General features: G+C 67.9%; 4 protein-coding genes. All 4 read left to right on the top strand.

Annotation, left to right across the window (positions count from 1 at the left end; translation table 11 throughout):
- Nucleotides 1–104: 104 nt before the first annotated feature.
- The 4 genes from IB230_RS04120 (at nt 105) to IB230_RS04105 (ending at nt 15,075) form a co-directional block, all read left to right on the top strand.
- Nucleotides 105–9,599 carry an OmpA family protein gene (locus IB230_RS04120; protein ID WP_192268995.1) on the top strand — a complete coding sequence of 3,165 codons (9,495 nt, stop codon included), beginning with the start codon at nt 105–107 and terminating at the stop codon, nt 9,597–9,599.
- 23 nt (nt 9,600–9,622) lie between these two features.
- Nucleotides 9,623–13,318, top strand: a complete 3,696-nt coding sequence (locus IB230_RS04115) for a hypothetical protein (protein ID WP_225589171.1) — start codon at nt 9,623–9,625, stop codon at nt 13,316–13,318.
- A 198-nt stretch (nt 13,319–13,516) separates the two neighbouring features.
- A complete protein-coding gene (locus IB230_RS04110; protein WP_192268993.1) occupies nt 13,517–14,527 on the top strand; it encodes a hypothetical protein in 1,011 nt (336 codons plus the stop codon).
- A complete protein-coding gene (locus IB230_RS04105; protein ID WP_192268991.1) occupies nt 14,524–15,075 on the top strand; it encodes a hypothetical protein in 552 nt (183 codons plus the stop codon). The genes IB230_RS04110 and IB230_RS04105 overlap by 4 nt, the downstream gene beginning before the upstream one ends.
- Nucleotides 15,076–15,171: the final 96 nt, after the last annotated feature.

Genomic DNA, 15,171 nt, shown 5'->3' with positions numbered 1-15,171 from the left:
CTCGTCATCCCGGCATGGCGCCATGCCCACCACTTATTGCACGAGCAGCACGGCGATCGCCCGTGTCGCTTTCTAGCCTTTTTGCCTTCAGAACGGGACGGATCATGCAGATTGCCGCGGCACTACAGGGACGACAGGTCGGGACGACCGATCGACGGAAAGGCAGGAGCGGCGTCTTTGCCGCGTTCGCATTGATGGCGTTGCTGGCGTTGTTCGTCCCGACGGTACATGCGCAGATCAAGAACGGCGGCTTCGAAACGCAGAACTTCTCCGAGTGGAAGCTGGAGCGTTACCAGCGCAATTCCACCGCGATATCGCCTGTGCCGCCCACCAGCAGCAGCCAGCTGACGCTGAGCGCGCCCCTGGAGACGATTCCCAGGACCAACACGGTCAGTACGGCTTTTTCCAACAACGCAAGGGTGCTGACCACGCCCGGCACCGCAGCCAACACCAACAACCTGGGTGCGCGCTATCCATTCTCCGGGCTTGCGTCAGCCCTGCTGGGCGGCAACGGTTCGCTCGCCGGGTACTCGATGGAGCAGGAAGCGACCATGGCGCTGAGCGATGTCGATCCGGTGGATGGCAAGGTGCACATCCGTTTCGCGATGGCGCCGGTGCTCAACAATCCGAACCATGCCGCAGGAGAACAGCCGTTCTTCTTTGTTGAAGTCATCAACATCACCAAGGGCAACACCCAGCTCTTCCATACGTTCAATTACTCGAACCAGCCGGGTATCCCCTGGCAGCAGTACTCGACGGGCGGCAACAACTACCAGTTCACCAACTGGCAGGGCTTCGATATCGCGCCGGGCAACGGTCGACTGGACGTGGGTGACCAGATTCGGTTGAAGGTCTACGTGGCCAACTGCTCCCCGAGCGCCGCCAACCACACCGCCCAGATCTACATGGACGTGTTCGGCTCCAAGATGCCGGGCCTGAGCGTGGCCGCCATCGGTCCGTCCACGACCAAGCCTGGCGAGCAGGTTACGTACAACTACAACTACGTCAACAACTCGGGCGTCTATGCGCTGGGTGCGACGGTCCGCCTTGCGGCGCCGATCACCGAGAATGGCCTGCACCTGTCGTTCGTGCAGGGTTCCTGGCCCGCGACGTGCACGGGTCCGCACGCCGGCACCGCGCCGCGCGCCAGTTACATCGACTGCCCGGTAGGCGACCTCGTAGCGGGTGCGGGCGGCAGCTTCCCGGTGACGTTCACCGTGCCAAGCAACGCGGCGACCACGGGACCCAACAACGTCATCAACAACGGTGACTACGACGTTCGGGCCAATACGGTCAGTCCCTTCATCGGGCCGCTGGTCAAGACCACGATCTCGCCGGCAGCGACGACGCTGGTGGACCTCGGCGTCAGTGTCAGCAACGGTGGCGTACCGTCCTATCTGGTCGGTGGCGCGGTCACCTACACGGTAACGGTGACCAACAATGGTCCGGTCGCCGCTACCGGTGCGACTGTTTCGCAAACGCTAAGCGGCGCGAATGGCACGGCCAGCTGGACCTGTGCCGTGCCGGGCGGAAGCACCGCAAGCTGTGGTGCGACGAGCAGTGGTTCCGGTCCGATTTCGACCGCGACGGCCAACCTGCCCGTGGGCCAATCGCTTGTCTACACCGTCAGCGGCATCACCGCCGGCACGGCCGGCACGCCGGTCGTGACCGTCGTCAGCGTCACGCCGCCTGCCGGCATGTCCGACAGCGTCGCCGCCAACAACACCGATGGCGTGAGTACGCCGGTCACCGCGGCCCAGCATCGCCTCACCGCCAACACCATCGGTGCCGGCAGCGGGCGCATCAGTGCGGTTCCCGCGGCGTTCGCGTGCCCCTCCGGCAGCGCGCGGACCGCGTGCAGCACGGACAACCTGGGCGAAAACCAGGAGGCTTATCTCAACGCGATTGCCGACAACGGCTCCATCTTCAAGGGCTGGACCGGCGGCTGCACGACGATCACCGGCAACGAGTGCTACGTGCGGATGGGGACCCAGGACCTCAACGTGACCGCCGAGTTCGCCCAGGTCTGGATCGTGACGCCCAGCATCACCGGCGGCACGCTCAACAGCACATCGCCGCAGGTGGTCGAGGACGGGCAGGGCACCAGCTTCACGCTCACGCCCACCACGCCAGGGCACATCCCGGTCATCACCACGCCAGGCGGCGCGAACACCTGCCAGGCCACATTGAGTGGTCCTACGGCGGGCGTCTACACCTACAACGTGACGCCGGTGACGCAGGATTGCGCGTTCCACGTGGCGTTCGTCAGCCAGCCGCGGTTGGTCATCGCCAAGACCGCATCGATTGTCGCGCCCGACTCGGCCGTCGTCGGCGTGCCGTACACCTACACGATCACGGTGACCAATACCGGTACGGTCGCGACGTCGGCAACGGCGACGGTCACGGACGTGGTGCCGACCGGGTTGACGATCGGCACCTTGCCCGCGAACTGCGCGACCAATCCGTCGGGCAGCCAGACGGTGGAATGCTCCATCGCCGCGGGCCTGTCGAACGTGGCACCCGGCAATGCGGTGAGTTTCGTGATTCCGGTGACGCCGCAGGGCGGCATCAACAACACGACGGTGTCGAACACGGCCAGCGTGACCGGCGGTGGCGATCCCGCCTGCGCCACCGCGGGCAGCTGCGTCAGCGCGCCGGTGGATACGCCGGTCGTTGCGCCGAGCCTCGACATCGCGAAGAGCGGCCCGGCCACCGCCGTGGTCGGTGTGGCGTACGACTACACCATCACCGTGACGAATACCGGCACGGCGGCGACATCGGCGACCGCGACGGTCACCGATGTGGTGCCGGCAGGCTTGACGATCGGCACCTTGCCGGCGGACTGCGTGTTGAACCCGGCGGGCAGCCAGACCGTGGTGTGCACCATCGCGGTGGGTCTGTCGAACGCGCCGGGCAATAGCGTGAGCTACGTGATCCCGGTGACGCCGACGGCAGCCGCAGGCACCGCCGTCAGCAACACGGCGACCGTCGTGGGCGGTGGCGACCCCGATTGTGCGACCGGCTGCAGCAGCCCGGCCGTGGACACCACGATCAACGCCCCCAACCTCGAAATCACCAAGAGCGGACCGGCGACAGCCATCACCGGTGTTCCGTTCGACTACACCATCGGCGTGAGCAACACCGGCACCGCCGATGCGACCGCTGATGCTGTCGTGACCGATAGCGTGCCCGTGGGCATGACCGTCAACAGTGCGACGCCCAACTGCGCGATCGCCGGGCGGGACGTGACCTGCACGGTGGCGATGGCGGACCTCACGGTGGGCGGCGCTGTGACGATCACGATCAACGTGACTCCCCTTGCGGCCGGCGGTGCGGCCAACACGGCCACCGTGACCGGTGGTGGCGATCCGGACTGTGTCGCCGGTTGCGACAGCACCCCGGTGACCACGACGGTCGACGCACAGGCGCCGTCGCTGACGGTGGTGAAGTCGGTGACCTCGACCGGTCCTTACGGCGTGGGCAGCGTGATCGCCTACCAGTTCGCGGTGACCAACACGGGCAACGTGACCCTGACGGGCGTCGTCGTGAACGATGCGCAGTTGGATGCCGCGGCGACCTGTCTGGTGACGACGCTGGCGCCTGGCGCGAGCACGACCTGCACCGGCGTGCACACGGTGACCGCGGCCGAAGTGGCGGCGGGCAACGTGCACAACAGTGCGACGGTGACCGGCCAGCCGCCGACGCCGCCGGGTGGCCCGACGCTGCCGACGGTGACCAGTCCGCCGAGCACGGTGGATACGGCGACCGAACAGCTGCCGGCCATCACAGTGGTGAAGTCGGTGACTTCGACCGGTCCGTACGGCGTGGGCAGCGTGATCGCCTACCAGTTCGCGGTGACCAACAGCGGCAACGTGACGCTGAGCAATATCGTGGTGAACGATGCGCTGCTGGATACGGCAGCGACCTGTGCGGCGACGACGCTGGCACCGGGTGCGAGCACCACCTGCACCGGCGTGCACACCGTGACTGCGGCCGAAGTGGCTGCAGGCAACGTGCACAACAGTGCGACGGTGACCGGCCAGCCGCCGACCCCGCCGGGTGGCACGCCGCCTACTCCCATCACCAGTCCGCCGAGCACGGTGGATACGGCAACCGAACAGCTGCCGGCCATCACGCTGGTGAAGTCGGTGACTTCGACCGGTCCGTACGGCGTGGGCAGCGTGATCGCCTACCAGTTCGCGGTGACCAACAGCGGCAACGTGACGCTGAGCAATATCGTGGTGAACGACGCGCTGCTGGATACGGCAGTGACCTGTGCGGCGACGACGCTGGCACCGGGTGCGAGCACGACCTGCACCGGCGTGCACACCGTGACCGCGGCCGAAGTGGCAGCAGGCAACGTGCACAACAGTGCGACGGTGACCGGCCAGCCGCCGACCCCGCCAGGTGGTCCGACGCCGCCGACGGTGACCAGTCCGCCGAGCACGGTGGATACGGCGACTGCGCAGAACCCCGCGCTGAGCCTCATCAAGTCGGTGACGTCGACCGGTCCGTACGGCGTGGGCAGCGTGATCGCCTACCAGTTCGCAGTGACCAACACCGGTGACGTGACCCTGACGGGCGTCGTCGTGAACGATGCGCAGCTGGATGCCGCGGCCACCTGTCCGGTGACGACGCTGGCGCCGGGTGCCAGCACGACCTGCACTGGCGTGCACACGGTGACTGCGGCCGAAGTGGCGGCGGGCAACGTGCACAACAGTGCGACGGTGACCGGCCAGCCGCCGACCCCGCCGGGTGGCCCGACGCCGCCGACGGTGACCAGTCCGCCGAGCACGGTGGATACGGCGACTGCGCAGGCGCCTGCGATGACCGTGGTGAAGTCGGTGACTTCGACCGGTCCGTACGGCGTGGGCAGCGTGATTGCGTACCAGTTCCTGGTGACCAATACCGGTGACGTCACGCTGAGCAATATCGTGGTGAACGACGCCCTGCTGGATACGGCAGCGACGTGCGCCGCGACGACGCTGGCGCCGGGCGCCGGCACGACCTGCACCGGTGTGCACACCGTGACTGCGGCCGAAGTGGCGTCGGGCAACGTGCACAACAGTGCGACGGTGACCGGCCAGCCGCCGACCCCGCCGGGTGGCACGCCGCCTACTCCCATCACCAGTCCGCCGAGCACGGTGGATACGGCGACCGAACAGCTGCCGGCGATTGCGGTGGTGAAGTCGGTGACCTCGACCGGCCCGTACGGCGTGGGCAGCGTGATCGCCTACCAGTTCGCAGTGACCAACAGCGGCAACGTGACGCTGAGCAGTATCGTGGTGAACGACGCCCTGCTGGATACGGCAGCGACCTGCGCGGTGACGACGCTGGCGCCGGGCGCCGGCACGACCTGCACCGGTGTGCACACCGTGACTGCGGCCGAAGTGGCGTCGGGCAACGTGCACAACAGTGCGACGGTGACCGGCCAGCCGCCGACCCCGCCGGGTGGCACGCCGCCTACTCCCATCACCAGTCCGCCGAGCACGGTGGATACGGCGACCGAACAGCTGCCGGCGATTGCGGTGGTGAAGTCGGTGACCTCGACCGGCCCGTACGGCGTGGGCAGCGTGATCGCCTACCAGTTCGCAGTGACCAACAGCGGCAACGTGACGCTGAGCAGTATCGTGGTGAACGACGCCCTGCTGGATACGGCAGCGACCTGCGCGGTGACGACGCTGGCACCGGGTGCCAGCACGACCTGCACCGGCGTGCACACCGTGACTGCGGCGGAAGTGGCGGCGGGCAACGTGCACAACAGTGCGACGGTGACCGGCCAGCCGCCGACCCCGCCGGGTGGTCCGACGCCGCCGACGGTGACCAGTCCGCCGAGCACGGTGGATACGGCGACCGAACAGCTGCCGGCGATGACGGTGGTGAAGTCGGTGACCTCGACCGGTCCGTATGGCGTGGGCAGCGTGATCGCCTACCAGTTCGCGGTGACCAACACGGGCAACGTGACCCTCACGGGCGTAGTGGTGAACGATGCGCAGCTGGATGCCGCGGCCACCTGTCCGGTGACGACGCTGGCGCCGGGTGCCAGCACGACCTGCACTGGCGTGCACACGGTGACTGCGGCCGAAGTGGCGGCGGGCAACGTGCACAACAGTGCGACGGTGACCGGCCAGCCGCCGACTCCGCCAGGTGGCCCGACGCCGCCGACGGTGACCAGTCCGCCGAGCACGGTGGATACGGCGACCGAACAGCTGCCGGCGATGACGGTGGTGAAGTCGGTGACTTCGACCGGTCCGTACGGTGTGGGCAGCGTGATTGCCTACCAGTTCGCGGTGACCAACAGCGGCAACGTGACGCTGAGCAATATCGTGGTGAACGACGCCCTGCTGGATACGGCAGCGACCTGTGCCGCGACGACGCTGGCACCGGGTGCCAGCACGACCTGCACCGGTGTGCACACGGTGACTGCGGCCGAAGTGGCAGCAGGCAACGTGCACAACAGTGCGACGGTGACCGGCCAGCCGCCGACTCCGCCAGGTGGCCCGACGCCGCCGACGGTGACCAGTCCGCCGAGCACGGTGGATACGGCGACCGAACAGCTGCCGGCCATCACGCTGGTGAAGTCGGTGACTTCGACCGGTCCGTACGGTGTGGGCAGCGTGATTGCCTACCAGTTCGCGGTGACCAACAGCGGCAACGTGACGCTGAGCAATATCGTGGTGAACGACGCCCTGCTGGATACGGCAGCGACCTGTGCCGCGACGACGCTGGCACCGGGCGCGAGCACGACCTGCACCGGCGTGCACACGGTGACCGCGGCCGAAGTGGCAGCAGGCAACGTGCACAACAGTGCGACGGTGACCGGCCAGCCGCCGACCCCGCCAGGCGGCCCGACGCCGCCGACGGTGACCAGTCCGCCGAGCACGGTGGATACGGCAACCGAACAGCTGCCGGCCATCACGCTGGTGAAGTCGGTGACCTCGACCGGTCCGTACCGCGCAGGCAGCACGATCGCTTACCAGTTCGAGGTGGAGAACACCGGCAACGTGACCCTGACGGATGTGTCGGTGGTCGACGCGCTGGCCGGCCTGGGCCCGCTGACGTACGCATGGCCGGCCGCGGCCGGGCAGCTGCTGCCCGGTGAACGGGTGGTGGCGAACGCGAACTACAGCGTGACGCCTGCCGATGTGCTGGCCGGCAACGTCCGCAACAGTGCAACGGTGACGGGCCGTCCGCCGACACCGCCGGGTGGCACGTCGCCGCCGGATGTCAGCAGCCCGCCCAGCACGGTGGATACCTCCATCCTGCCGGTGATCGATGCGGTGGACGACATCCTGGCTCCCGTGAACGGCGCCACCGGCATGCCGTCGGCGGGCAACGCTTACGACAATGACGTGATCAACGGCGTGCGGGTGGATCCCGCGGCGATCACCGGTACGGTGACGACGCCGGCCACATCCCCCGCTGGGGGTCCGGTGCCGACGCTGGATCCGGCATCGGGCGTGGTGAGCGTGCCGGCGGGAACGCCCGCGGGCACGTACACCATCGGCTACCGCATCTGCGAAACGCTGAATCCGGACAACTGCGACGATGCCGTGGTCTCGCTGACCGTGGTGGCCACCACGATCAACGCGGAGGACGACGCATTCGTGCCGATCCGCAGCGGCGGTGGTGGTACCTCGCCCAGCGTGTTGGGCAACGACACCCTGGGTGGCGGTCCGGCGCAGATCGGCCAGGTCACGCTGGTGCCGGGCGGTTCGCCGCACGCGGGACTGGTGATGAATCCGGACGGCACGGTGACGATCGCCGCGGGCACGCCGCCCGGGACGTATCGCTATCCGTACACCCTCTGCGAAGTGTTGAACCCGACCAACTGCGATACGGCCGATGCCATCGTGGTGGTCAGTGGCGAGGCCCTGCTGCGCGTGACCAAGACGGCAGGCGTGCGCGATGTGCAGACCGGCGATCTGGTGCGCTACACCGTGACGGTGGAGAACCTGGGTGATGGTCCGCTGGTCGGCGGCAGCATCGTCGATACGCCGGCGGCCGGTCTCAGCTACGTGGAAGGTTCGTTGACGGTCAGCGATGGCGACAACGCCGCCACGGTGTCCGGCCAGCATCCCGTACGTTTCGAAGGCCTGGACATCCCGGTCGGCGGCACGGCAAGGCTGGTGTACATGATGCGTGTGGGTGCCGGTGCGCGCGCAGGCACGCTGGTCAACCAGGCGCAGGCGGTGTCGTCGTCCGGTGAGCCGCTGTCCAACGTGGCGACCGCCGAAGTGGCGCTGGTGGCCGACGCGATGGTCGAGGACAGCCTGGTGTTCGGCACGGTCTTCAACGACCGCGACGGTGACGGTTGGCAGGATGGCGCGGCGCTGAGCGGCGTCCGCGTGCAGGGTGGCTTCGCGCCGCAGGTCTATGTCGCCGGCTCGACGACGCTGGACCGCGGTACGGGTCCGCAACCGCAGGCCGATGCCAGCGCGCCGCTGCTGCACGGCATCGAGGTCGGCGCGATGGCCGGACGCCAGTCCGAGGCCGATCCGGTGCAGGGCCGTCAGGTGGTGATCCGCCAGGCGCTGCGCGAGCTGTCGTTCACCGACGACTTCGTGCTGACCAGCGACCAGGGCGTGACGCTGCGGATGGACCGCAACGGCGTGACCTCGCTGGAGACCAGCGGCGAAGCGGCCAAGGGCCTCACGGCGGCGATGCCGACCGTGGAGCGCCGGGTCGCGCAGGGCGAGGGCGGTTACGTCGTCGACTACGTCATCGGCAACGCCGGTATCGAGGAGCGTGGTGTTCCGGGCGTGCGCATCGCCACGGTGGAAGGCCTGCTGATCGAGACCGACCAGTTCGGCCGCTACCACCTGGCCGGTGTGTCCGGTGGCGCGTGGGAACGGGGACGCAACGTCGTGCTGAAGGTGGATCCGTCCACGCTGCCGGCTGGTACCCGCATGACCACCGACAACCCGCTGCTGCGCCGTGTCACGCCGGGCGTGCCGGTGCGCTTCGACTGGGGTGTGGTGCTGCCCGAGCAGGTGATCGAAGGTGGCAGCGAGCAGCTGGAACTCGAGTTGGGTGAGGTGCACTTCGCACCGGGCAGCGCCGCGCTGCCCCCGCGGTACCAGCCGCTGATCACCGCCATGGCCGCCAAGGTGCGCGAGCACCAGGGCGGGGAGGTGGTGATCCAGGCCGATGGCGAGGGCGAAGGCCTGGCGCTGGACCGCGCCAATGCGGTCAGGGATGCCCTGCTGTCGCAGCTCGACGCCGCCGCCACGCAGTCCCTGGTGGTCAGCATCCGCGCCCGGTCGGAGGAGCCGGCATCGCTGGTGGCCGGCGTGCGCGATGACGCGACCGTGCTCGGCACGGTGCTGTTCGACACCGACAAGGCGACGATCCGGGCGGAGTTCGCGCCGCTGCTGGATGCGATGGCGGCCGCACTGGAACAGAAGGGGGGAGGCAACGTCGTCATCGTGGGTCACGCCGACCGGCGCGGCTCGCATGCCTACAACACCGCACTCGGGATGCAGCGCGCGAAGGCCGTGTTCGACGCCCTCGCCGCACGACTCGGTGCATCGGCCCGCGCCACGTTGCGGGTGGAAATCGAAAACGACCCGGTCGCGCCGAACGGCGCACGGAAATGAGGGGGCGGGTCATGGACAAGCGCATGAAGATGAAGCTGTTGGACTACACGTTGATCTCCCTGCTGGCCGGCGCCGCGCCGATCGCGATGGCGCAGGAGGCAACGAGCGCGCCCGCGGACGCGGCGACCGCGACCGTGAGCTGCGAGGGGGAGCGCTGCACCAGTGAAGATGGGCTGTTCTTCACGGTGCGCACGCGCAGCTACGACAATCCGGCCACCACGGGGACCGATGCACGGTCCTCCTCGGCCACCCTGCAGCCGGACCGGCGCGTGACCGTGCAGACGGCATCGCCGGGCAAGGCGGTCGCGACCGGAAACTTCTCGATCGACCTGCCCGGTGGCGGCGTGATCTGGGCGACCGAGGATCCCACCCTCGGCCAGCCGGAACTGTCGGTGTCCGCACCGTCGTTCGCCGCCTTCGACGGCACGAACGTCATCAAGCCGGTGCAGTTCTATGTGCGTGGCAACTACCCGGCCTTCATCGAGCGCCTGGAGATCAGTCTGTATCGGGCCACCGATGCGGACCTGATCGAACCGCTCGCCACCGTGCCGCTGGACGTGGCGGCAGTGAGCCGCGTCGAATGGAGCGGCGAACTGCCGGGCAAGTATCGTTTCCGCAAGGGCGATGAACTGGTCTACGTGCTGCGCGCCACGGGCGCCAACGGCCAGGTCGACGAAACGCTGCCGCGCACGCTGCAACTGGTGTCGCCGGAAGAAGCCGAACGCGGTGCGACCGCCGTGCGCAATGCGACCGAGCGCCAGCTGGGCAGTGCGCTGAGCGTCGAGCAGGCGCAGGCCCAGAACCTGATCGACAGCGTGTTCGCGGAGAACGGGCTGCGCCAGCAGAACATCCCGCTGTACGGGTCGCGCATCCGCATCCAGGGCCGCAACCTGCCGGGCGAAGCGTCGTTGAGCATCAACGGCCAGGACTATCCGGTCGACCTGGAGCGCAAGTTCGTCGCCGAATACCTGGTCCCGGTGGGCCGGCATCGTTTCGACATCGCACTGGGCGGACGCGGCAATGATGCACAGGCGCCGTCGCCCGGGCATACGCTGGATGTCGACGTCACCGGCCGCTACTTCTTCGGTGTCGGCCTGGCGGACGTGACCATCGCGCAGAACAGGATCAGCGGCTCGTCGGCATCGTTCCAGAACGATGCGCGCTACCAGGACGATGTGATCAGCGACGGTCGTCTCGCGTTCTACGGCAAGGCCAAGTACGCCGGCAAGTATCTGGTCACCGCACAGGCCGACACCACCGAGCGCGACCTTGAGCGCCTGTTCGACGGCTTCATCAAGGCCGATCCGCAGGACATCTTCCGTCGCCTCGATCCGGACCTGTACTACCCGGTCTACGGCGACGATTCGAATACCTATCGCGACGTCGACACGATGGGCCGCTTCTATCTGCGCGTGGACTGGGACAAGAACCAGGCGCTGTGGGGCAACTACAGCACCGGTATCACCGGCACCGAGTTCGCCCAGTACCAGCGTTCGCTGTACGGTGCGGCGCTCAACTGGCGCTCCAACGCCAGCAACCGCTGGGGCGATGCCGGCAGCGAACTGCGCGTGTTCGGCTCGCAGCCGGAAAGCGCGCCGGGGCACAACGAGTTCATCGGTACCGGCGGCAGCCTGTACTACCTGCGCCACACCGACCTGCTGCCCGGCTCGGACGTGGTGACGCTGGAAACGCGCGACCGCACCACCGGCCGCACCGAGCACCGCGTGGTGCTGCAGCGGGGCGCCGACTACGAGATCGACGAACTGCAGGGCCGCATCCTGTTGACGCGTCCGCTGGCGCAGATCAGCCGCGACAACAATCCCACGCTGACCCGCGACACGCCGCTGGACGGCTTCGAGCAGCGCCTGCTGGTGGATTACGAATGGGTGCCATCCGGCTTCGACGCGGACGAACTCACCGTGGGCCTGCGCGGCAAGCACTGGTTCGGTGACCATGTCGGCGTGGGGGCGACCTACATCGATGAGAGCCGCGCGGGCGAGGATTACACGCTGAAGGGCGGCGACCTCACCCTGCAGGCGGGCAAGGGCACGTTCGTGAAGGCCGAATACGCGAAGAGCGAATCGTTCGGCCTGCCGGCGTTCTTCTCCGACAACGGCGGCCTGAGCTTCATCCAGCAGAACGGCACCGCACTGAACCGGGAAGGCGAGGCCAAGTCGCTGGAAGCGCGCGCCAACTTCAAGGAGCTGGGCTGGACCGAGCAGGGCTGGAGCGCCGGTACCTGGTGGCGTCGCACCGATGCCGGTTACTCGGTCTCGCGCTACGACAACGGCCTGCCGGTGACCGAGTACGGCGCCGAGGTGCTGGGGCAGTTCAACGAGAGCATCCGTCTGTACAGCCGTTACACCCGTGCCGAACGCGGTGCGGACGTGCTGACACAGGCGCAGGCCACGCTGGAATGGCGCCTCAACGACGACGGTACGCTGGGCCTCGAAGTACGCCGCGTGGATGAGGAAAGCGGCACGCTGGACGCGGCCGGTACGCTGGCGGCGCTGAAGTACCAGCACCGCATCGGCAGCGCCTGGGAAGTGTATGGCGTCGCCCAGTTGACCGTGGACGACGACGGTGGCCGCTACGCCGACAACGACGCTTTCACCCTGGGTGCCAAGCATCTGTTCGGCGACAACTCGTCGGTGGGCGCGGAAGTGACCGATGGCGACCGCGGCAATGCGGCGACCGTCAATGCCGAGTACCGCATCACGCCGGAGCATACGTTCTACGGCGGCTACACCCACTCGACCGACACCACCGGGTACGACTCGCTGTTCAACCCGCAAGGGCAGAACGGCTGGACGCTGGGCCAGCGCTGGCGCCTGTCCAGCCAGGTCAACGTGTTCAACGAAAGCCAGTTCCTCAAGGAGCGCAACGAGTCCGGCCTGGCGCATACCTTCGGCATGGATTTCTATCCGGCGCGCGGCTGGAACACCGGCTTCACCCTGTCCGAGGGCGAACTGGAGAACGCACAGACCGGTGGTGTGGTGGATCGTCGCGCGGTCAGCGTGTCCGGCGGTCGCACCTCGCCGGAGACCGACTGGCAGAGCAAGCTGGAGTGGCGCGAGGACACCGGTGCCGAGCAGCGCGAGCAGTGGGTCAGCACCACGCGCCTGACCCATCGCATCAACGACAGCTGGCGCATCGCGGCGCGGTTGAACTACGCCGACACCGACGACCGGCTCAACCCGCAGGAAGGCGCCCGTTTCATCGAAGGCAACCTGGGCTTCGCCTACCGCCCGTGGAACAGCCAGCGCTGGGGCGTATTCGGCCGCTATACCTACCTGTACGACCTGGCGAGCATGGGTCAGCTGGGAGGCGCCGAGTACGACCAGCGTTCGCAGATCGTCTCGCTGGAAGGCGTGTACAAGCACGACCAGCACTGGGAGTTCGCGGGCAAGCTGTCGCGTCGCGAAGGCGAGGTGCGCATGGGGCGGGGCACGGGCGTGTGGTTGGATTCGGCCACCACCTTCGCCGCGGTGCAGGCGCGTTACGAACTGCGCACCAAGTGGCACGCGCTGGGCGAGTACCGCTGGCTCGACGTCAAGGATGGCGGTGCGCGGCACGGGTTCCTGGCCGGCGTCGACCGCGACCTCAACAAGCACTTCCGCCTCGGTGCGGGCTACAACTTCACGCGCTTCAGCGACGACCTGACGGATTTCGACTTCGACCACAAGGGCTGGTTCGTCAACATGACCGGTACCTACTGACGGGTCGAACCGCGGACGTCATCGGGCGGTACATGGGAAAGCGGGCTTCGGCCCGCTTTTTCTTTTTCCGGCGGGCGCCGCAGGCCCATTGCCAAGCCCGTGCCGACGGCGGCACACTCCGCCACGGCCGCCACGCCATGGTCCTGGGGAGGACAGGCGGGGCTCGAACGGCATCCGACAAGGACTCCAGGGGGAGCAATGAAGACATCGATGTGGATGGTGGCATGCATGGCCGCCGTCGGTTTTCCCGTGCATGCCGCAGATGCGGGCCTTCCGCCGGGTCCGCTGGCGCCGGCGCTGCAGATCGAGATCGTGCTGGCGCAGCAGGAACTGGACTATGAGATTCCCGCCACCGGCCAGGCCGTCTCGGCGGGCGTGGGAGGGCTGCTGGGCATGTGGATCGGCAACTCGATCGACAAGTCGAACGTGGAGAAGGGCGAGAGCCGCATCGGCGCCATCCGCGACCTGCTGGTCGACTATCCCGCCAACGCACGTCTGGAAGCGGAACTGCGGGCCAAGCTTCCCGTGGCCGGGCTGTCGCCCGCTCCCCGGATCACCGTGTGCACGACGCCGGGCGGCGTCATCCCGCTGCTGCCGGTCGGCTGCAGCGCCGAGCCCGCCGACGGCGTGCTGGTGATCACGCCGACCCTCAGCATGGACAGCAAGTTCGAGAATCTGACGGTGAGGCTGGACGCGCAGCGCATCAACCGCACGCTGCGCTCCAATGGCAAGCCCAAGGTCAAGCTGGTGGATGCCTTCCTCTACAAGTACCGCTTCCCGATCGAACACGCCCCGGACAACGAACCGGAGCAGAACGCGCAGCTGTGGACGCAGCTGGGCGATGGCGCGCTGCCGGCCATGCTGGATTTCGGCATCGTCCAGGTGACGGACATGGTGGTCTACGATTTCTCCAGCGAGGGACGCGCGGAGCGCATGATCCCGAAGCGCGGGTCCACCGCATTCGGTGGCAAGAGCTTCGACGGCCAGCAAGTGCGCGTCGGCGACCACTGGGTGTGGACGCGCATGGGGAAGAGCTATGGGCACGCGCTGCACGGGTATTACCCCGTTTCCGCGACCGTGCGACCGATCCCTGCGCCCACGCCCGCGCAGGCGGATGCCGCCACGGCGGCCCCCGCTGAGAGCGGTGGCGAACAGACGCCGGAACCTGCGTCCGCTCCCGCCGCGGATACCGCAGGTGGCACGCCTTGATCCTGGTCCGTAGCGCCATGGCGGCAGCCGTGGCGTTGCTGGCGGGCTGCGCCTCGATCACGCCGATGGAGGCGACGGCGATCCGGGCAGACCGCCTCGCGCTGACGGAAACCACCGCCGCACTGGCGTGTCCTGCACGCCTGGTGGAGGTTGTCGACGACAGGCCACAGGGCGAATCGGCCGGCATGTACGGAAAGTTCGACCTCCGCTTCGAGGACGCCGCACGGCTGCTGCGCGAGCAGCTGGTGCAGTCCGGCCTGGCGGCGGCACCGACGGCGGAGGGACTCGCTGTCACCGTGCGGCTGAAGCGGCTCTACATGAGCCAGACCAATCAGGTGAACACACCGGTCGTGGTGCTCGATGTATCGGTCGATGACCATCCCGCGTTCGTCATCCGCCCCAAGGCCACCACCCTCAATTGGGCGGGCAGCGAGAAGGAACTGCATGCGGAACTGCAGCGCGGCCTGGCGTTCGCGAACCGCGACCTCGTGCAGGCGTTGAACCGCCTGTGTCATTCCACGCAACCGCGGGCCGCGACGGCCCACTGAAACGCGCGGCATCGCCGGGATGACAGGGCGCGCGCGGCGCCCCACGGTTCCTGCGCGTCCAGCCCGGAAGTGAACGGCCGGAGCGTCCAGGACACA

Source organism: Pseudoxanthomonas sp. PXM01 (assembly GCF_014851815.1).
In the GTDB taxonomy this organism is placed as follows: domain Bacteria; phylum Pseudomonadota; class Gammaproteobacteria; order Xanthomonadales; family Xanthomonadaceae; genus Pseudoxanthomonas_A.
Note: the sequence above shows the minus strand (reverse complement) of the source record. Positions and strands in the feature narration are given on the sequence as shown.